Origin of the sequence: Labrenzia sp. C1B70 (assembly GCF_000475395.1) — a bacterium.
Taxonomy (GTDB): Bacteria; Pseudomonadota; Alphaproteobacteria; order Rhizobiales; family Stappiaceae; genus Roseibium; species Roseibium algicola.
This window is the reverse complement of sequence record NZ_AXCE01000062.1, coordinates 148,901-169,411: the sequence shown is the minus strand read 5'-3', so window position 1 is coordinate 169,411 and position 20,511 is coordinate 148,901. Positions and strand designations below refer to the sequence as shown.

The 20,511-nt window shown below is 60.5% G+C and carries 16 protein-coding genes; 8 read left to right on the top strand and 8 right to left on the bottom strand.

What is annotated here, in order from left to right; all coding sequences use genetic code 11:
* Positions 1-45: 45 nt before the first annotated feature.
* Positions 46-804, bottom strand: coding sequence for a 16S rRNA (uracil(1498)-N(3))-methyltransferase (locus tag Q666_RS61685; protein WP_023002116.1), 759 nt, complete (start codon positions 802-804; stop codon positions 46-48).
* Between the two features lie 198 nt (positions 805-1,002).
* Here Q666_RS61685 and xseA point away from each other — a divergent pair, with 198 nt between their 5' ends.
* Both xseA and Q666_RS65280 read left to right on the top strand, forming a co-directional pair.
* Positions 1,003-2,565 (top strand): exodeoxyribonuclease VII large subunit, encoded by a 1,563-nt coding sequence (gene xseA / locus Q666_RS61680; protein WP_023002118.1) that lies wholly within the window; start codon positions 1,003-1,005, stop codon positions 2,563-2,565.
* 121 nt (positions 2,566-2,686) lie between these two features.
* Positions 2,687-3,283 carry a DUF805 domain-containing protein gene (locus tag Q666_RS65280; RefSeq protein WP_023002119.1) on the top strand — a complete coding sequence of 199 codons (597 nt, stop codon included), beginning with the start codon at positions 2,687-2,689 and terminating at the stop codon, positions 3,281-3,283.
* 93 nt (positions 3,284-3,376) lie between these two features.
* On the opposite strand, the gene Q666_RS61675 is transcribed toward Q666_RS65280, so the two are convergent.
* The 5 genes from Q666_RS61675 to Q666_RS61655 all read right to left on the bottom strand — a co-directional run bounded on the left by Q666_RS61675 (position 3,377) and on the right by Q666_RS61655 (position 10,133).
* Entirely contained in the window at positions 3,377-4,747 is a 1,371-nt protein-coding gene (locus Q666_RS61675; protein WP_023002120.1) for a TRAP transporter large permease, read from the bottom strand.
* Positions 4,744-5,388, bottom strand: a complete 645-nt coding sequence (locus Q666_RS61670; RefSeq protein ID WP_023002121.1) for a TRAP transporter small permease — start codon at positions 5,386-5,388, stop codon at positions 4,744-4,746. The genes Q666_RS61675 and Q666_RS61670 overlap by 4 nt, the downstream gene beginning before the upstream one ends.
* A 76-nt stretch (positions 5,389-5,464) precedes the next feature.
* On the bottom strand, positions 5,465-6,481 hold the full coding sequence (locus tag Q666_RS61665) for a C4-dicarboxylate TRAP transporter substrate-binding protein (RefSeq protein WP_023002122.1): 1,017 nt from the start codon (positions 6,479-6,481) through the stop codon (positions 5,465-5,467).
* Between the two features lie 440 nt (positions 6,482-6,921).
* Positions 6,922-8,316 (bottom strand): sigma-54 dependent transcriptional regulator, encoded by a 1,395-nt coding sequence (locus Q666_RS61660; protein ID WP_023002123.1) that lies wholly within the window; start codon positions 8,314-8,316, stop codon positions 6,922-6,924.
* Complete coding sequence (locus tag Q666_RS61655) at positions 8,313-10,133, bottom strand: ATP-binding protein (RefSeq protein ID WP_023002124.1); 1,821 nt, start codon at positions 10,131-10,133, stop codon at positions 8,313-8,315. The genes Q666_RS61660 and Q666_RS61655 overlap by 4 nt, the downstream gene beginning before the upstream one ends.
* A gap of 155 nt (positions 10,134-10,288) precedes the next feature.
* On the opposite strand from Q666_RS61655, the gene Q666_RS61650 reads away from it, so the two are divergent.
* On the top strand, positions 10,289-11,122 hold the full coding sequence (locus Q666_RS61650) for a universal stress protein (protein ID WP_023002125.1): 834 nt from the start codon (positions 10,289-10,291) through the stop codon (positions 11,120-11,122).
* A 251-nt stretch (positions 11,123-11,373) separates the two neighbouring features.
* Positions 11,374-14,103 (top strand): GNAT family N-acetyltransferase, encoded by a 2,730-nt coding sequence (locus Q666_RS61645; protein ID WP_023002126.1) that lies wholly within the window; start codon positions 11,374-11,376, stop codon positions 14,101-14,103.
* A 125-nt stretch (positions 14,104-14,228) separates the two neighbouring features.
* Here the strand turns inward: Q666_RS61645 and Q666_RS61640 are convergent, their stop codons facing one another.
* A complete protein-coding gene (locus Q666_RS61640; protein ID WP_023002127.1) occupies positions 14,229-15,491 on the bottom strand; it encodes a urate hydroxylase PuuD in 1,263 nt (420 codons plus the stop codon).
* Positions 15,492-15,613: 122 nt separating this feature from the next.
* Between Q666_RS61640 and Q666_RS61635 the strand changes: the two genes are divergently transcribed.
* Positions 15,614-16,534: a LysR family transcriptional regulator gene (locus Q666_RS61635; RefSeq protein ID WP_031269774.1), complete on the top strand. Its 921-nt coding sequence runs from the start codon at positions 15,614-15,616 to the stop codon at positions 16,532-16,534.
* A gap of 31 nt (positions 16,535-16,565) precedes the next feature.
* Here Q666_RS61635 and Q666_RS61630 read toward each other — a convergent pair whose 3' ends face one another.
* Entirely contained in the window at positions 16,566-17,501 is a 936-nt protein-coding gene (locus Q666_RS61630) for a LysR substrate-binding domain-containing protein (RefSeq protein WP_023002129.1), read from the bottom strand.
* Positions 17,502-17,638: 137 nt separating this feature from the next.
* Here Q666_RS61630 and Q666_RS61625 point away from each other — a divergent pair, with 137 nt between their 5' ends.
* The 3 genes from Q666_RS61625 to dctP are packed head-to-tail and all read left to right on the top strand — an operon-like array spanning position 17,639 to position 20,472.
* Positions 17,639-18,115, top strand: coding sequence for a TRAP transporter small permease subunit (locus Q666_RS61625; protein ID WP_031269776.1), 477 nt, complete (start codon positions 17,639-17,641; stop codon positions 18,113-18,115).
* Positions 18,112-19,410, top strand: a complete 1,299-nt coding sequence (locus Q666_RS61620; protein WP_023002131.1) for a TRAP transporter large permease — start codon at positions 18,112-18,114, stop codon at positions 19,408-19,410. The genes Q666_RS61625 and Q666_RS61620 overlap by 4 nt, the downstream gene beginning before the upstream one ends.
* A gap of 48 nt (positions 19,411-19,458) precedes the next feature.
* Positions 19,459-20,472: a TRAP transporter substrate-binding protein DctP gene (gene dctP, locus Q666_RS61615; RefSeq protein WP_023002132.1), complete on the top strand. Its 1,014-nt coding sequence runs from the start codon at positions 19,459-19,461 to the stop codon at positions 20,470-20,472.
* Positions 20,473-20,511: the final 39 nt, after the last annotated feature.

Below are 20,511 nucleotides of genomic sequence, written 5' to 3'. Positions count from 1 at the left end.
CTGAACATGAATAACGGTTCCGTGCAGCCGGACAACCGGACAGCCCTACCTCCAGTCGCCCACCGTTGCCTGCAGAACCGCCAGGGCCGCGACAGCGGCCGTGTCGGCACGCAGGATACGGGGGCCCAGGGGAATTGGCGTGACAAAATCGAGACTGCGCAGAAGAGACCGCTCCTCATCGGAAAAACCGCCTTCCGGCCCGATCAGTATGGCGAGCGGCTTCGGGCCGCTTTCCTTCATCTGGGCCAGGGTCAAAAGCGGATTGTTTGTCCCTTCCGCTTCATCGCAGAACAGCAACCTGCGGCCGGGCTGGGCTTCGTTCCAGACCGCAAGCACATCCGCCAGCGGCTGGGGCGCAAGCACTTCCGGCACGGCCAGAACACCGCATTGCTCGGCCGCTTCGATCACGTTTGCTTCCATCCGCTCGAGATTGATTCGGCTGGCCTGGGTATGCTGGGTCAGCACCGGCTTCAGACTGCCAGCTCCCATCTCCACGGCCTTTTGCACCATATAATCAAGCCGTGCATGCTTGAGCGGCGCGAACATATACATGAGGTCATTTGCCGAGGTTTGCTCGCGAGTGCGTTCCATCAGCTGCAAAGTGCAGTCGCGCCGGCCATTGCTGACGATCTTCGCCAGCCATTCACCATCATTGCCGTTGAAGACAAGCACGTAGTCGCCATCCTTGAGGCGCAGAACGTTCAGCAGATAGTTCGCCTGGCTGCGGTCCGCATCTATGCGTGCGCCATCGGCAAGGATATGTCGCAGGAACAGTCGTTGCATATTGAACTCGTATTTGGCCATGGTGCTTAGGTATGCGCTCGATTGTGAGGGTTTCAAGGCGGTTCGGATGGCTGTGGAAGCTTCCACAGCCTATTCGATTCTTACGCGCCTGCTTAAGCCGTATCTTCTTTTCCCAAGCCTTGGGCAAAGGCGGTCCGCACGGTCCTTGACCCTGCCTCCCCGAACGGCCACTTTCGGGGCAGAAGAGGAATCACCTGCGTGAGCGAAACCCAGTCCAACGTCGCCGAATTCTCAGTCTCCGAAATTTCCTTCTCCATCAAGCGTACGATGGAGGATGCTTTCGGTTACGTGCGTGTGCGCGGCGAGCTGGGCCGGATCTCGCGGCCGGGATCCGGTCACATCTATCTGGACCTGAAAGACGATCGCTCGGTCCTGTCAGGCGTTATCTGGCGCGGGGCAGCCTCCAAGCTGAAGATCCAGCCTGAACAGGGGTTGGAGGTGATTGCCACCGGCAAGATCACCACGTTCCCGGGCCAGTCGAAATACCAGATGGTGATCGACTCCCTGGAACCGGCAGGAGCTGGCGCCCTGATGGCGCTGCTGGAAGAGCGCAAGAAGAAACTTGCCGCGGAAGGCCTCTTCGCCGAGGAGCGCAAGCGCCCGCTGCCGCCCTTGCCGAGTGTCATCGGCGTGGTCACTTCGCCGACCGGTGCCGTCATCCGCGATATCCTGCACCGGATCGCCGACCGCTTTCCGCTGCATGTGCTGGTCTGGCCGGTCCGCGTCCAGGGCGAGACCTCGGGTGCGGAAGTCGCCAACGGCATTCGCGGCTTCAACGCCCTGCAACCCGGCGGACCGATCCCGCGACCGGACGTCCTGATCGTAGCCCGCGGAGGCGGCAGCATCGAGGACCTGTGGGGCTTCAACGAGGAAGCCGTCGTCCGTGCAGCCGCAGACAGCCAGATCCCGCTGATCTCGGCCGTCGGCCATGAAACCGACTGGACGCTGATCGACCTTGCCGCCGACCTGCGTGCCCCGACGCCGACAGGCGCAGCCGAATTTGCCGTGCCGGTAAAGGCCGAGCTTATGGCCATGGTCGACGACCGTTCCCGCAGGCTCAATTCGGGCCTGGTGCGGTTCGTGACCACTCGGCGAACAGAACTGCGTGCCGCCAGCGCCGCCCTGCCCGCGCCGCAAGACCTTCTCGCCCTGCCGCGCCAGAAATTCGACACACTGGCCAGCAGCCTGGAACGCGCACTGATCGTGAGCACCAGAACGCACCGGACCCATTACCAGAATTTTGCCGGACGCCTGTCACCGTTGCTCCTGTCCCGCCTGAGCACGAAAGCCCGGCAGGACCTTGTCCAAGCGAGCGAGCGGAAGCAACGCGCGCTGCAAGTCGCGGTCTCGCAAAAGCGGCATGCCTTCGAAGCCCTGGCCGTGCGGCTGACACCGGCCCGGCTCGCCCAGCAGACGACGCTCGGGACCGAGCGCCTGTCCGGTCTGGGTAACCGGCTTGACCGGGCCTATCTTGCCCGTCTTTCGCAGGAAAAAGCGCGCCTTGACGGTTTGCAGAAACTTCTGAAGTCGCTTTCCTACAAGGATGTGCTTGCACGCGGGTATGCCGTGGTGCGCGACGACAGCGGCCAGCCGGTGCGCTCGGCGGCAGCGATCGCGTCTGGTGCAGCCCTTGCCATCGAACTGGCGGACGGTACGGTTGACGCCGTCGCGCTCAGCGACAGCGCCGGCCCGAAGCCTGCCAAAGTGAAAAAACCGGCGACCGGCAAGGGACCGGCAACCAGCCAGGGCAGCCTGTTCTGAACGGGTAGAAAACCCTCCGCAATTTCACCAAGATTTAACCACGTCCCTTACGTCAATCTTAAGCTTGGCTCGCGTAAGGTCACCTTCGTTCTGACAAGTAATTTTCGGACGGGGGATACTCATGCCTGTGCAGCGCAAGCAATTTGGAAAACGTGGACTGGACCCGCAAGGTCAGGGCCAGTGGGGCCCGAGCCAGAACGGCTATTCGGGCAACAATGCCTATGCTTCGAGCGCCGGCGGGTATGCGCGCGCCGGAGGCGCCGCCGTTCAGGTTGCCGGCGACAGCAGTCTTTCCATCATCGATGCGGTGATGCAGTTCCTCGGTTTCTTTTTCAGCTTCAACGGCCGCATCGGCAGGCTCGGTTACTGGGGTATCGGCACATTCAACCTGATCATGATGGTCGCGGTCATCTTTGCCTATTTCACCGCGATCGAAAACGAGATTCAATACTACGCAAACGCGGACGAACTGCTGGCAAGCGGAAGTGGACTGACCATGTGGTTGCTGATCCTGCCGTTCTCCATTTCGAACCTCTCCGTTCAGGTTCGCCGGTTTCACGACAGGGATGTGTCCGGCTATTGGCTGCTCGTCTGGTTCATCCCGATTGTCGGCAGTCTCTTCGCCCTCTGTCAGGGGTTCGCCAACATGTTCTTCTCCGGCACACAGGGACCCAACCGGTTCGATACGCCGCAGAGCCAGGCTCACATCTTCGATTAACCCGAACCCGGGGCAATTCCCCGGCCTGCAACAAAAAACGCCGCCGGAAAGACCTTCCGGCGGCGTTTTGTTTTCTTGAATTCGGCTTTCCCGTCAGGCCATCAGCTCGGGCAGGATGGTGATGATCGAGGGGAATGCCAAAAGGCCTGCGATGGTCAGGACGTCCGCGACGAAGAACGGTACGCAGCCGCGGAAGACTTCCTGCACCGGAATATCCGGCCGCACTCCCGAGACAACGAAACAGTTCAACCCGATCGGTGGTGTGATCAGACAGAGTTCCGCCATCTTCACCACCAGAATGCCGAACCAGATCGAGCAGGCCTCACCCGACATGCCGAACGCACTGTCGGCAGCCGACACGCCTTCACCGCCGTTCAGCGCCATCACCGCAGGATAGACCACTGGCAGCGTGAGGATGAGCATGCCGATCGCATCCATGAACATGCCGAGAACGGCGTAAGCCAGGAGGATGCAGACCATCACCACCCAGGGCGAATAATCCAGGGCGACGATGAAGTCCTTGAAGGCGTCCGGCAGGCCGGCAAAACCCAGAAACCGCACGTAGACAAGCACGCCCCAGATCAGGGTGAAGATCATCACCGTCAGTTTCGCGGTCTCGTGCAAGGCCTGACCCAATTGCTTGGTGCGCATTCCTTTCATGAACGCAACGACCAGCACCACGAAGGCTCCGAGCGAACCGGCTTCGGTCGGGGTGGCCAGACCGAAGAAGAACGAACAGAAGATGATCGCGACGACGGCGATGATCGGCAGGGTTCCGGGCACGCTTTCAAAGCGCTCTTTCCAGGTAAAGCCGCCGACCGGTGGTGCATCGCCACGCCAGGCGGCAACGGCCACGATGATGCCGACGTAGATCAATGCCGAGAACACGCCCGGCAGGAAACCGGCGATCAAGAGCTTGCCGACCGACTGTTCCACCAGAATGGCGTAGATCACCAGAATTGCGGACGGCGGGATGAGCGAGGCCAGCGTGCCACCGGCGGCAACGACGGCAGCCGACAGTCGTTTGGAATATCCGGCGGCCAGCATTTCGGGAATGGCGACACGCGCAAAGACCGCGGCTGTTGCTACCGATGCACCTGATACGGCTGCGAAACCGGCAGTGGAGAACACCGTGCCCACGGCCATGCCGCCCGGCAGCCAGCCCAGCCAGCGCTTTGCCGCTTCGAAAAGCTGCTTGGTAAACCCGGCGTAGAAAGCCAGGAAGCCGATCAGAATGAATGTCGGCAGCACCGACAGGGCATAGGTGACCGACTTGGAATGCGGGATCGTGCCGGCCATCTGCAAGGCCACGAAGAAGCCTTTCGAGAACCCCATTTTCAGGGAGAACAGCACGATAAGGCCGACCAGTCCCGTAAAGGCCGCGGCAAAAGCCACACGCACACCCAGGACGACGAGGACCAGCAGGACGCCGGTCATCAGGAGGCCAACTTCAAACGGCGTCATCGCGCGCCTCCTTCTTCCACGTCATCGCCAAAGGCTTCTTCGATCTCGTGTTTGGCGTGTTCCTCGACACCCTCGATCATCGGCACGCAATAGGCTTCACGAGACGGGTTCACGACCAGACGGGCGTACCCGTAGATCTGCATGCACAGGCGCAGGAACAGGAGACTGAGCGCGACCGGAACCATCAGCTTGGACGGCCAGGTCGGCAGGCGAATATCCATGGTGCTGTCGCCGATCGTCCAGGACCGGTCGAAATGGTACCAGGAGCCCCAGATCAGGAGCGCGACCGTGAAGGCGATCAGGATGACACCCAGCATTTCGCAGATGTAAAGCGTCCGGCCGCTGAGCCGGCCGAGCACGATCTCCATGCGGATATGGCCCCCGACGCGTTGGCAATAGGCAATACCGGCGAAGGCGAAGATGGCCATTGCCTGTTCGGTGATGTCAATGAAGCCGGGTACCGGGGTGTTGAAGCCCAGGCGACCGACGACCTGAAGGACGGCCAGCAGCATCAAGGCCAGGATGGCTCCTGCGGCAAACAGGTTGAAGGCATTCTCGACGTGAGCGAGCCAGCCGTCGAAGCGGATATAGGTGACCGGGCGCTCCGAAACGGAACGTCCTCCGGGATCGATTGTGTTCATGAGTTAAGCCCCGAGCATTGGCTTCCCGGCGCAGGTTGCGCCGGGAAGAGTGTGAAACAGTCCAGGCTTGCCGGGCTTATTCCGCGAGGGTCGACTTGACCATGTCCAGGATGTCCTGCGCCGGCAGACCGTTGGCGGACTGCTCTTCCACCCAGGCGGCCTGGATCGGACCGGCCTTTTCGGCAAAGGCAGCCAGTTCGGCATCGGAGAACTCGACCTGCGTCACACCGCGGCTTTCCAGTTCCGGCCACCACTTTTCGTAGACCTTGTCATAGGTCTCCAGGTAATGCGCCAGGGCCGGCTCAACCGAGCTGTCGAGAGCTGCCTTGAAGTCGTCCGGAAGGGCATTGTAAGCGTCGATGTTCACGATCACCGGGCACTGCACGGTTCCCGGGTTCAGGTTCTTGGTCCACCAGTTGGCGACTTCAACCACCTTGAACGACAGATGCGCATGCGGTGCGAAGCTGGCAGCCGCCACCGTGCCGGAATCAATCGCCTGATAGGTTTCCGAAGCGGTCACGGAGGTCGGCACCGCGCCGACAGATTCCATCAACTGGCCGATGCCGCCAAGGGCACGCACGCGCATGCCGTCAAAGTCGGAAATCGAGCTCGGCACATCGCCCTTGCCAGCAAAGTTGTACTGCGGCATTGGCGAAGGCATCAGAGCCTGAGCGTTCCAGCGGCCAAGGTCTTCCTTCACGGCGGGATGCTCATAGAGCTTCATCGACACCTTGATTTCCTGGTCAAGGTCCTTCACGCCCAGGAACGGCAGTTCCAGAACCGTCAAGCTCGGGTTCTTGTCCGGGTGATAGGAGGCGCAGATCTGCGCCATTTCGAACGCACCGAAGGAAATGCCGTCGAGATTCTCGCGAGACTTCGACAGGGCTTCACCGTACTGCAGTTTGATTTCGAACTTGCCGTCGGTCTTTGCGGCCACTTCTTCGGCCAGCTTTTCGACATGCTCGGTAAACGCACGGCGCTTGCCCCAGAGCGACACGTTCCAGGTTACGTCGGCGGCGAAGGTTTCGGTTGCGAATACCAGAGACAGCGCAGCCGCGGATACAGCGGTTGCGGATTTCAGTGAAAAGAGCATGCAATCCTCCCAAGATGTTTGCTCATTTCCTTGACAGCTCGGCCTGAACACCTCCGCGCACAAGCCCGTGCCAAGTCGATGAGCCTGTAGCATGACCCGTGCCAGTTCTTGCTGGCAACACTTTCCGGCAGGAAATCGATGCTTCTTTCCGCCCCACCCTCCATTTGCTGCAGTGCACCTCGGCAAGATCTTGCCGATAGCCCGATACCCTCGGCGGATTTCCGCCGGTTCGGGTTGATGTGGGGAGCTTGTCTGCCAGCTTCGAACCGCCGTCTCATTTCCCGATTACCTCCATCCTGAGGCGGACCATCAGGTCCGTATCGAAGGATGCGCAGCACACTCGGGAGCCAGCGGCCCGTCCTTCGAAACAGCGCTCACGCGCTTCCTCAGGATTTGGCTTGATGTTGGGGCATCGCTCGGGTGAATGCTCTCAGGAATGCCTATCCCTCGACAGTCTCGGCATTCGCCTGATCGCGGCTGAGGCCGAGGCGGGTCATTTTTTCGTTGAGCGTTCGCCGCGGCAGGTTGAGTTCCTGCATCACGTCGGCCATCCGCCCACCATGACGACGCAAGGCACCTTCGATCAGGTTGCGCTCATAGGCGTCCATCAGCTCCTTCAGGCCACCTCCAACGGGAACCGGTCCCGTTTCCCGCTTGCCGGTCACCAGTTCTTCCAGCGGCTGCGGCGTAACCGGTGCGTTGAGCACGAAGCGCTCGGCGGCATTGCGCAACTCCCGGACGTTTCCCGGCCAGCCATAGGTTTGAAGGAAAGCCTCGTCGCGGGCGCTTGTGGCCGGGGCATCCAGACCATACTGGACGGCGAAGCGGTTCAGGAACGTGTCGAACAGCAGGAGCGCATCACGGCCTCGCTCGCGCAGTGGCGGTACTCGCAGCTCAATCGTATTCAGCCGGAAGAGCAGGTCCTCGCGCAGCCGCCCGCTGCGCACTGCTTCCCTGGGGTCGACATTGGCGGCGCTGACCAGACGGATATCGACATCGACGGGTCTTGTGCCGCCGATACGGTCTACCTTTTTCTCCTGCAGCACGCGCAACAGCTTCGGCTGCAACGCCAGCGGCATGGAGACGATCTCGTCCAGAAACAGGACGCCGCCACTTGCCGCCTCGATCCTTCCTGTCCTTTGCTTGTCTGCACCGGTGAAAGCGCCGGCCTCATGGCCGAACAGCTCCGCTTCCACCATGGCCTCCGGCAGGGCTGCCGCGTTGATCGCCATGAAAGGCCCGTCCTTGCGCGGGCTGAAATCATGCAATGCCTGGGCAATCACTTCCTTGCCTGTGCCGGTTTCACCGGTAATGAGAACCGCAGCATCCGTTGCAGCGAAATGCAGGATCTGCTGGCGCAGGGCCTGCATGGCGGGGCTATTGCCGATCAGGCGGCTTTCCAGACCCGCACTATCGAGCAATTGCGTGCGCAGCGAACGGTTCTCCAGAACAAGTGCACGCCTGTCGCACGCCCGGCGAACCACGTCGGCAATCAAATCTGGATCGAACGGCTTTTCGACAAAGTCATAGGCCCCGGCCCGCATCGCCTCGACCGCCATCGGCACATCGCCGTGACCGGTAATCAGCACCACTGGAAGATCCGCGTCGAGCGCCCCGATCTTGCGCAGAAGCGAGACGCCGTCTTCCCCGTCCAGCATCACATCCGAAACGACGCAACCCCGGAATTCGGCGGACAATCTGGCAAGCGCCTGACCTGCCGTTGCAACTTCATGGGTTTCAAAACCTGCAAGTCTTATCCATTGCCGCAGGGCCGCGCGCATGGACGGATCGTCGTCGACGATGAGAACTGGAATCTTCTGGGAAAGGTCGGTCATTCTGCGGCTTCTGGTTCCCGTTCGGACCTGGTGCCGGAGGCCCTGTCACCGGCGCTGTCACTGGCTCTTTCACTGGCTTTCTCGCCGGACAAGGCAGGCAGACGCAATTCGAATATCGCACCTTTGGGGGTGTTTGCGCGCACTGACAAGCTGCCGCCAAGGTCCTCCGCCAGCCGCATCGATATGGCAAGGCCGAGCCCCATGCCCCCGCTGCTGGTCTTGGTGGAAAAGAACGGGTCGAAGATCCGTTCCTTCAGGTCCTCCGGGATGCCGGGGCCGTTATCGGAAATTGCCAGCACCAGCTCTGTCCCTTGCCGATCCGCGTGCAGTTTGACTTCACCGGCCTCTTCGCCCGCCGTTGCATCGGCACCGTTGCGCAAGAGATTGACCAAGATCTGCTCGATCCTGAGCGGTGCGGTTTCCGCCTCCAGCGGATCGGGCGGAAGGTCCAGTTTCAAAAGGCAGCCGGTCTCTTCGAACCGGGGCCGCACGATCTTTTCAGCGGTCCGGACACTTTCTGTCAGGTCAATCTTCTCGATACGGCTTTCACCAGGCCGCGCAAAGCGCTTCAGTTCCTGCGTGAGGCTGGCCATACGCATCTGCAGGGAATCGATTTCGTCAAGGTTTTCCGAGGCGGTTTCCGTGTCGCCCTTTTCCAGGAACTTGCGTGTTCCAGCCACGAACATGCGCAAGGCCGCAAGCGGCTGGCTGAGTTCGTGCACGACTGCCGCGGACATCTCGCCGACGGCTGCAAGGCGGCTGGAGCGGGCAAGGCCGCGCTGTGCTTCCAGAAGCTCTTTCTCGACACGTCGCCGCTCCTGAATCTCCTCCACCAGACGGGTGTTCAGCTCTTTCAGTCCGGCCGATTCCTGACGCAGCAACGCGGAGGCCTTGCGCAGACGCCGACCGCGCAGCACAAGGACGATGACCGCATAGACAAGGCAGAGCGAAATGGTTGCCGCCCAGATCGGCAGCACGCTCTTGCGGGTCTCCTCCACCGGGACCAGGAAATGCAAGGTCCAGCCAAGCAGGCCGACATCCGCCGAATTGTGCCGGTAGTTCTTGCCGTCGATGACAAGCTGCTGTCTTTCCTGATCCAGACTATCGCTGACCGGGGACAATTCCCGGCCGGCATACTGGCGCGTTGCCTCGATCATCTGGCGCACCTCCTGCGGCAGCGCCGTCAGCGTCCGGTAGCGCCAATCGGGCTGGCTCGACAGAAAAATCACGCCATTTGCATCAGAGGCAAAAACGGTCTCACCACCTTCGGCCCAGGCTTCTTCCAGAGGGCCCATGTCCACCTTGACCACAGCCACACCAACCGGCTTGCCGCTGACCGGCGTCGGCCGTGCCAGGAACAGGCCCGGCTCGTCCGAGGTCGCGCCGATTGCAAAGAAGCGACCTTCCTCGCCTTCAATGGCGGCTGAGAAATAAGGCCGGAAACCGTAGTTGCGGCCGACCAGCGACAAGTCTTCCTGCCAGTTGCTGGACGCCAGGGTCGTGCCTTCGGCATTCATGACATAGAGCAGATCCACGCCTGAATTTTCGGCCATTTCCTGCAGGAACCGATTGGCGCTTTCCGATGGCTGGCCAAGGCCCAGCGCTGACGTTGCGCGGGGATCCCGCGCAATCATGTAAGGCAGATAGCGGTACTTCTGATATTCGCCCAAAATCGTCTGGCGATAAAGCGTCAGCCGCTCGGCGGCCTTCCTGTCAACGCTGTCCTCATCCAGCTCCATGAAGAGCTGAACCAGCATGAAGGCGACAGCCACGAGCAGGAACGGTGGCAGGGCCAGATAGAGCCAGCGGTTTGACATGGCTCCATATTGCGCATTTTTTTCATTCCCGCCACCCGGCCGGCTATCAGAACAAGTTGGTGACATTGATGCGCGTCAAGGACTCACCACATTCAGACCTATAGATTTTTAACGAGGCTGGTTCGATGACATGATACCGGCCGCAGGAGGGATATATGCCTATCAAAGATATTTTGACCGTTCTGGATCTCGCAGGTGACCAGCCGGCCGCCAAATACGCCCTGGAATTCGGCCGAAACTACGATGCCCATGTCACCGGACTGGCGGTGTCGTTCGAGCCGGTCGTTCCCGCATTCGCGGCCGCGCCGATGCCGGTCGACTATTTGCAAGCAGCACACGAACAGGCGATTGCCGCGGCCACCGAGGCCAAGAAGGAATTCGACGAGCTGGCCCGTCTGGCAGGTGTGAAGAGCGAAAGCAGGCTCGCGGAAATCCTCACCGGCGGCCCCCTGGAAAACGTGCTGGTTCATTGCCGCCCGACAGACCTGGTGGTCATCGGTCAGGCCAATCCGGACAAGCCGGAGCCGATGCGTGAACTCTTGATCGAGACCGTCCTGTTTGAAAGCGGCGTACCGGTTCTGCTTGTGCCCTATATCGGCAGCAAATCCTTCCAGCCGAAGAATGTGCTGGTTGGCTGGGACGGCAGCTCCACCGCGACACGGGCCATCCATGCGGCTCTGCCCGTTCTGGAAAAGGCGGAGAAGATCACCGTCCTGGTTGTCGAGAAGAAAGCCACGAAAGCAACCGGCCAACCGGGTGCCGACGTCGCCAACTATCTGGCGCGCCACAACATGGATGTCACTGTCGAGGTTGTCACCAACCCGCAAGCCGGCATTGCCGACACGGTGCTCAACCATGTCTCCGACAACAGCAACGATCTGGTCGTGATGGGCGGTTACGGCCACAGCCGCATGCGTGAATTCCTGTTCGGCGGGGCAACCCGGGAAATCCTGGAAGCCATGACCGTACCGGTTCTGATGGCCCATTAAGCCACCGGCGCACACTCGATCGCCGAGATTTTGCGATGCATGAAGCCCGCGAACCTGACACACTCCGGTCCGCGGGCTTTTTTTGACCGGAAAACATGATGAAACTGCAGGCTCTAAACACCGGCAAGGCCGGACGCTCGTCTGCAACCACCCTGTTGTTTTTCGCTTCTTGTTCGTGAATTTTGCGACGCGCGACCTAGGTTCGTTTCAGACGCCTCGTTCCTTGCGGAGCTTTTCAAAGGATCGATCTCATGACCATTCGCAACCTCGACGGTTTCTTTGCGCCAGGATCGATAGCCATTATCGGCCCTTGCAGGCATCCGGGCGTCCTGACCAGCAAGTTGATTTCCTGCCTGCAGGATATTGAGGCCGGCCATCCGGTAACGCTCGTCGGGATCGACGAGGATGTCCCTTTCAAGGGCCGAAAGGTCGCTCGGCTGGCCGATCTGGAGAAAATGCCGGATCTGGCAATTTATCTCGCCAAAGCGGAAGCGCTGCCGGAAAAGATCCGGATCCTTGCTGCTGGTGGGACGAAGGCCGTGCTTATCCCTTCGCCCGGCTTTGAAACCTGGCCTGAAGAGTTGCTTCAGGAGTGCCGCGAAGCCGCGCAGGCGACGAACTTGCGACTTATCGGACCAGGCACGCTTGGCCTTGCCGTTCCCGCCAGGGGACTTAACGCACTCCTCAGCGCGGAGCGCCCCGAAAAGGGGGAAGTCGCGTTTTTCGCTCGTTCCGGTGCCGTGCTCAATGCAACGCTTTCCTGGGCGAAGACCCACAATACCGGATTTTCCGCTGTCGTTTCTCTCGGCGCGCGGATGGACGTCGATATCAGCGACCTGATCGACTATTTCGCGCAGGACTATCATACCCGTGCGATCGTGCTTCACCTGGAAGGCATCGCGGTCCCGCGAAAATTCATTTCCGCCGCCAGGGCAGCTGCCCGCAGCAAGCCGGTGATCGTGATCCGCTCCGGCAAGAGCCGGGATACAGGCGGCTCGGGCAGAACCCACGCCGGGCGACTCGCACGGACTGACAGGGTCTATGAGACCGTGTTTCGCCGCACCGGCCTTTTGCGGGTGCATGATCTTGACGAGATGTTCGAGGCACTGGAAACCCTCTCCCACATTCGCGTTCCCCGCTGCGACAAGCTTGCCGTCATTGCGAACGGTCGCAGTCTTGCCAGTCTTGCCGTCGACAGGCTGATGGATCTGGGCGGCTCCTTCGCCGAGCTTGGCACCGAAACTCGAACAGCTCTTGAAGACACCAGCCGGAGCCACGCCGGCCTGTCGGTGACACCCGCTGCCGATGGTTCGGTAATCCTGAAGGAGAACGTGACACCGGAACAGATTACCGAGGCAATCGTCACGGTGTTGAAAGACCCGAATGTGGATGGTGCTGTCGTGCTTCAGGCTGCCAGTGCCTTCCAGCCCTTGTCGGCCATCGCCAAGGCAATTGCCGATGCGGCGGCGCTGGACAGGCGGCGCACCGGGCGGCGCAAGGCCCTTGTTGCCGGTCTTATCGGTGGTGATGGGGCAACGCGGGCAGCCCTTTCCGAAGCGCGCATCCCGAACTATGCCAGCCCGGCAGAGGCCGCCCGCAGCCTGATGCATCTGGCGCATGATGCGCAGGCGCGCGAATTCCTTATGGCGGCCCCGGCCAGCCTGCCCAGCACGTTTTCACCCGATGTTGCGCGGGCACGCGGCATTGTCACAGCGGCGCTTCAGGAAGACCGCACCTGGCTCAGCCCGCCGGAAGTGGTCTCCGTTCTTGAAGCATATGATCTGCCGATCATGGCAACCGCCATGGCGACAACGCCAGAGGAAGCCGGCAAACTGTCGGAGCCTTTCTTCAAGACCGCCGCTCATTGCGTTGCCAAGCTGATTTCGCCGGATCTGCCGTTCAAGTCGCGCATCGATGGTGTGCGGCTGGGGCTGGAAAGCCCTGAAGCCGTCCGTCACGCGGCAGAAGAACTGATCGAAAAGACCAGACGGGACTACCCGGACGCCCGGATCGCCGGGCTCTCCATTCATCCGATGCTGGAAGACCGGCACGGGCTGGAACTTTATATGGGTGTTGCCGAAACACAGGACTTCGGCCCGGTCCTGGTGTTCGGTCATGGAGGTACCGCAATCGAGGAAAGCGAAGACGTCGCGCTGGAATTGCCGCCGCTGGATCTCAATCTGGCAGAAGCACTGATTTCCCGCACACGAATTGCCAGGCTTCTGGATGGCGGACCGGCGCGCCCGGCCCTCGACAAGGCAGCCCTTGCCCAGGCGCTGGTGAAACTCTCCCAGATCACCATCGATATTCCCGAAATACAGGAACTCGACATCAATCCGCTGGTTGCCCTGCCGAGCGGGCTTATCGGGCTCGATGCCCGCATGACGTTGTGCCATCCGGAAAAGCGACCGGGCCGCGCCGGCAGTTCCCGCCTGGCCATCGCCCCCTATCCCCAGGAATGGGAACAGACACTTGTGTTGAAGGATGGGCACGAGATCTTCATCCGGCCCGTGCGCCCGGAGGACGAGGACCTGTTCAAGACGTTTTTCGAGCAGGTAACGCCCGAAGACCTGCGCCTAAGGTTCTTTGCACCTGTGCGCGATTTCAGCCACAGGTTCCTGTCCCGGCTGACGCAGCTCGACTATGCCCGCGCAATCGCCTTTGCTGCCATCGAACCCAAAGACGGCAGCTTGCTCGGCGTCGTCCGCCTGCACGCGGATCCCGACCATCAAACAGGCGAATACGCGATCATGGTTCGCTCCGACCTGAAGGGACAGGGCCTCGGCTGGACCTTGATGAAACTGCTCATTCGCTACGCCAGGGAAGACGGCATCGAGGTCATCAAGGGCGAGGTTCTGAAGGAAAACACCTCGATGATCTCCATGTGCCAGTCGCTCGGCTTTTCCGTCGGCACTTCTCCGGACGATCCCGGCATAGCCCTCGTGACGCTGCCTGTGGCGGAAGTTCCGGAACAGATCTGAACGCGTTGCGCAGTCCGCAACGCATCTGATTTCCGTTTGCCCGTCAGCACGCCTTCATAGACGTCGCCCCAAACAAAAACGCTCCCCGCGAGGAGGAGCGTCCCGGGTGGATCATCTGTAGATGCTCAGTGCGTTGCGGCCATACCGAAAGACAGCTGTCCACGAGCGTTCTTGTACCATTCGATGATCTTCTTGCGCTCGTCTTCTTCCATGAAGGAGACGTTGGCGGGCGGCATGGCGTTGGTGACGCCGGCCTGGAGGTAGATCTGCTTTGCAGCGCGCACGACGTCTGCCTTGGTTTCCAGATGCAGGCCCTTGGGAGCCCAGTGGATGCCTTCATAGAAGGGTTCGCGAGCGTGGCACATGCCGCAGCGGCCGGGAATGATGTTCATGACATCATCGATGCCTTCCGCATTGGCGAATACCTGTTCGGTCTGCGTCAGCGGACGGGCCTCCGACGCTTCCCAGGTATCCTGCTGGAGCGGTGCCATGGACAGCTGGATAATGGCGACGAACAGGATCGCCGTTGCCAGCCAGGTCCAGGTCGGTGCCGGAGCACCCGTGTGCTTGGTGTTGAAGTAATGCCGGATGGTGACCCCCATCAGGAAGACAAGGGCAGCAATCAGCCAGTTGTATTCCGAGGCGAACGCGAGCGGATAGTGGTTGCTCAGCATCAGGAACACGACCGGCAGGGTCAGGTAGTTGTTGTGGGTGGAGCGCAGCTTGGCGATCTTGCCGTATTTTGCGTCCGGGGTCCGCCCTGCCTTCAGGTCCGCCACCACGATCTTCTGGTTCGGAATGATGATGAAGAACACGTTCGCGGTCATGATCGTCGCGGTGAAGGCACCGAGATGCAGCATGGTGGCACGGCCGGTGAAGATCTCGTTGTACCCGTATCCCATGGCCACCAGCAGCGCGAACAGCAGCAGCATCAGCAGCGTCGGGCTTTCGCCGAGCTTCGACTTGCACAACCGGTCATAGACCAGCCAGCCGATGGTCAGAGACCCGGCGGAAATCAGGATACCCTGCCACAGGGCAAGATCGGCCTTTGCCGGATCGATCAGGTAAAGCTCGCCGCCGACCCAGTAGACGACCATCAGGAGAGCCGCGCCGGACAGCCATGTGGAATAGCTTTCCCATTTGAACCAGACCAGATGTTCCGGCATGTTTTCCGGGGCCACAAGGAACTTGCGGATATGATAGAAGCCGCCGCCGTGGACTTGCCACTCCTCGCCATGGGCCCCCTTGGGCAGGTCCGGGGCTTTCTTCAGGCCAAGGTCCAGCGCGACGAAATAGAACGACGAGCCGATCCAGGCCATCGCCGTAATCACGTGCAGCCAGCGAACCGCAAAGGCGATCCAGTCCCAAATGATGGCAATGTCCAGCATTGCTTCCCCTCCAAATTCGTTTGACCCAAGCTAGCTCATGCAAGAATTTTCTGGTATCTCGGGATAATTCCGAGCAGTTTCAAAAAAATCGGAACAATAAACCGGCCCGGTTGGACATCCTCATGGCGTATCTGGAAAACATCCGAACCTTTCTGCGCGTTTACGAGCTGGGCAACATGTCCGCCGCCGCACGCGATCTGCGGATTTCCTCCGCCGTCGCGTCGTCGCGGGTGTCCCAACTGGAAGAGCACCTGAACGTCCGCCTGTTCCAGCGAACCACCCGAGCCCTCAGCCCGACAGAGCATGGCAACTTGTTCTATCGCGGTGCAACAAAAATAATCGAGGCGGTGGAAGAAGCAGAAGCGGAGATCAGCAATGTCACCCGTTCACCGCGCGGCACGCTGTTTGTTGCCGCCCCCATCGGCATGGGCCAGCGGCTGATCGCCCCGGCGATCCCGAAATTCAAGGAAGCCAATCCGCTGATCGACATTCGCCTGCGCCTGTCCGACCGCAAGGTCGACCTGACGGGCGAAGGTCTCGATGCCGCGTTCTTCCTTGGCCTGCCGGAAGATTCCAATCTCAAGATCCGCAAGATCGCCGATTGCGACCGGCTGCTTTGCGCCTCTCCGGAGTATCTCGCCCGCAAGGGCAACCCGAAAACAAGCGACGAGCTTGCCGCCGGCCGCCATGACTGCCTCAACATGCGTTATCCCGGTGCACCGGAATTCCAGTGGCCGCTGCAGACGGAAAATGGCGTCAAGCGCGTCGCAGTGTCCGGCCCGTTCGAATCCGACCATGGCGATGTCCTGACCGGCTGGGCGCTGGAAGGCCACGGCATCGTGCTGAAACCGGCGTTTGAAGTTGCCGACTATCTGGCTTCGGGCAAACTGGTGCCGGTGCTCGAAAACGAACCGCCAATCCCGGTGCAGATGGCCTGCCTTTACACGCACCGCCGCCGCCAGGACCCGAAAGTACGCCTGTTCCTGGATTTCATGGTGGCGCATATCCAGAAGTCACTGGCGGAGCTGGCGAACGCCCACTGAGGGTTAGCCGTCTCACCTCTTCACCAAGACCTCAAGAAAGATCACGGAGACCGGTGGCTCTCTCCACGAGTGCCTTGATCTCGGCACGCAAAACCTCAGCAAAGCTTTCCACCAGCAGGGAAAGCGGCCGGTTGGCCGGAGTAAGCAGCGACATGTTGAGAAAGCACTCCGGCTTGAAAGGCCGAAAGACCAGGCTGTTCTGGTCGCCGAAACTTTCCTGGTGGCTGATCGCCGACAGTCCCTCGCAGATCGTGTAGCACAGACCTTCGGAAACCAGCTGCAACGCGGGCAGGAACGTCCTGAGCTCGAAGCGCTTGTTGAGCCTTGCTCCCGCCTCATTGAAGGCCTTGCGGGTCTGTTCGCTGATCGAGTGATCGTCAAACAGCATCGCCATCGGCTTGCCGTCAAGATCAGCGGGTGTGATGACTTTCTTGCGGGCAAGCGGATCGTCCTTCGGCACAGCGCAGACCCCCGGCAAGGCAAAGACTTCCGAGATAATGGTCCGCCGCGGCTCCGGTGTTTCGGCAAAGCCGATATCGTATTGCTGGGAGGCGATCCAATCGGTGACGACGGGCGATGAGCGCATCATCAGCGAGGCTTCGATGTCCGGTTTGTCCCGCAAGAAGTTGGCCAGAACCCGGGGCATGAAGAAACTGGAGGCAGCCGGATTGCAGGCAATACGCAGCTTGCCCTTTTCCAGGTTGCCGATGTCCTGCAGCGTGCGGGTGGAACGTGTTAGCCGTTCCAGTAGAAACTCCGCTTCCTCCAGAAAATAATGCGCTTCGGGCTTGGGCACGAGGCGGCCGCGTTCGCGCTCGAACAGCTGGAAGCCGACCTCCCGTTCCAGCCCTGCGATCATGGCGCTGACGGCAGGCTGCGTTCGCCCCAGCGCACGCCCTGCTTCGGAGACGGATCCAGTGCGCATTACCTGCACGAAAGTCTGCAATTGGCGGAAGGAGAGGTTCATAACCAAACTATAAAGTCACTCTATCAAAGTAGCAATATTTCGAATTTGCCTTTATGGATTAGCCAACTCCATACTCCCCTTCCAGACAGAGGGTGTTCGAGCGCCAAAAAAAGGGCGCCAACAATACGGGGGTGGTTTTGGAACGGTTCACGCAGTGCCTTTTGACGGCTCTGATCCTGATCGTTGCGCTTGGCCAGTTTGTTCAGGTCGTCACGCGCTACGTGCTTCAAGTCCCGGTGATGGGGCTGGAAGAAACGATCATGTATCCGACGCTGTGGCTCTATATTTTCGGCGCAGTCAACGCCTCGCGGGAAAACAGCCACATCCGCGCCAACGTCCTTGAAATCTTTCTCAAGACAGAGCGCCAGCACACCATACTGGCCATCGTCGGCGAGTTGATCAGCCTCGTTGTCGGCATCTGGCTGCTGACCTGGGCGTGGGACTACACCCGCTATGCCTGGCGGGTCTGGCGCGAGAGCCCGACCCTTTACATCCCGACCTTCTATGCAGACGTCGCGCTGGTCGTCGGGCTGGTGCTGATGATGGCCTACACCGTCACCTATCTGCTGGTGCATGTCCGCAGCCTGCGGACGGCGGAAGGAGGCGCGCAATGATCGAGATCGCGCTTCTGGCCATTCTGGTTCTGGTCATCACGCTGACCCTGGGGGTGCCGCTACCCTGGTGCTTCGGCGCCGCACTGATGGTCATGTATTTCATCGGCGACGTTACCATGAAAGGCATGGTGCTCTGGGGCTTCCAGCAGCTCGGCAACCCCGCGCTGCTTGCCATTCCTCTGTTCGTTCTGGCCGGCACCATCATGTCGGAAAGCGGAATAGCAGCGGCCTTGCTGCGGTTCGTCAATTCCTTCGTCGGTCATGTCCGTGGCGGTCTGGGCGTCGTTGCGGCGGTCAGCTGCGCCATAATCGGTGCGATTTCCGGTTCGGGCCTCACCGGTATTTCCGCCATTGGGCCTCTGCTCATTCCCGAAATGGAAAAGCGCGGTTATCCAAGGGAATACGCCACCGCGCTGATCGCAAACTCGTCGATCCTCGGCCTGTTGATCCCGCCGTCCCTGAGCATGATCCTGTTCGGCTGGGTAACGGACACGTCGATTGCAGCCTGTTTCCTGGCAACGCTCGGCCCAGGCCTCTTGATCATGTTCAACTTCTCGGCCGTGAACCTCTGGATGGCGCGCAAGTTCAACCTGGTTCTGGACGAAAAGCCGACTGCGCGGGAGTTCACCGCCGATATCACGAAACGCGGCATCTATGCCTTTCCGGCCCTCCTGATGCCTGTGATGATCCTTGGCGGCATCTACGGCGGCATCATGACACCGACCGAATCCGCCGCTCTTGCGGTCATCTACGCAATCCCGGTCGGCTTCCTGATTTACAAGGGCCTGCGTCTCGACAACTTCCTCTTTGCCGGCAAGGAAGCGGCAACGGCTGTTGGCGCGATCATGCTGATGATCCTGTTTTCCATGATCCTGGGGCAGATGTTCGTCTATGAGGGCGTGCCGCAGAAACTGGTCAGCGTCATCTTCGGCATCACCGAGAACAAGATCGTTCTGCTGATCCTGATCAACATCCTGCTGTTCCTGATCGGCATGGTCGTCAACGATGCCACCGCCATCATTCTGGTGGCGCCGCTTCTGCTGCCGCTGATGCAGGCACTCGATATCAGCCCGGTCCAGTTCGCCGCGATCATGGGCGTCAACACCGCCATGGGCGGGGTCACGCCACCCTATGCGTCGATCCTCTATCTCGGCGCACGCATCGGCAAGGTGAAGGTCACCAAGGTCATTCCGCCGGCGATGTTCCTGGTGCTGACAGGATATGTGCCGGTGGTCTTCCTGACCTCTTTCTGGCCGGACCTTTCACTCTACCTGCCGCGTCTCTTTGGCTACTGAGCCGGCTCATAAACACAGAATCGAACCGACTTTCTTGGGAGGACAAACATGAAAACCACGGGGAACACCATCATGAAGAAATTTCTGACCGCGACTGCCGTCGCAACACTGATCGGGCTTTCCGGCGCTGCCCAGGCGGCCGATTTCAAGATGAGCCATGTCCGCCCGCAGGGCGCGACCATCGACGTTGAACTGAAGGCCTATGCCGAAGCCGTGAAGGAATCCACCGGCGGTGACGTCAACATCGAGATCTACGCCGCTTCGGCCTTGGGCGACTACACTACCGTCCAGGAACGTGTGTCCGTTGGTGCCATCGAAATGGCAACCCAGCCGGCGGCAACCGGCACGGACCGGCGCATGCAGATCGCGTCCGTGCCGTTCCTTGCCTCCAACTGGGAAGACGCCCGCAAGATTTATGGTCCCGGCGGTGTACTGCACGAGACCATGGCCGAACTGTTCTCAAAGCAGGACATCACCATGCTCGCAGCCTACCCGGTCTATTTCGGCGGTATTTCGCTTAACCGCGACGCTGTCACGCCGGGCACCACCGAGCCGAAGGGCATCAAGGTTCGTGTCCCAGGCATCAAGAGCTTCCAGCTCACCGGTGAGGCGCTCGGCTATATTCCGGCACCGATCCCCTTCTCCGAAGCCTTCACGGCCATTCAGGTCGGCGTGGTCGACGGTGTCATCGGCTCCGGCGCGGAAGGCTACTACGCGTCGTTCCGGGACGTGACCAAGTCCTACATTCCAGCGAACACCCATTTTGAGGTCTGGTTTATGATCATCTCCAACGAGGCGCTTTCCGGTCTCGATGAAGACGACCAAGCGGCCATGAGGAAGGCTGCTGAAGACTTCGAGGCGGCACGCTGGGTTGTTGCCGAGGAAGACCAGGGCAAATGGGAACAGCGTCTTGCCGACGAACTCGACGCGAATGTGGTTGAACTCACCGACGAACAGCTTGCAGGCATGGCTGCCAAGGTTCGGGAAACGGTCTGGCCGGAGCTTCTCAACGATGTCGGTCAGGAGTGGGGCCAGTCGATCCTCGACAAGGCCCTTAACTGACAGCCGTGAACCGCCGGGCGGCAACCGCCGCCCGGACAT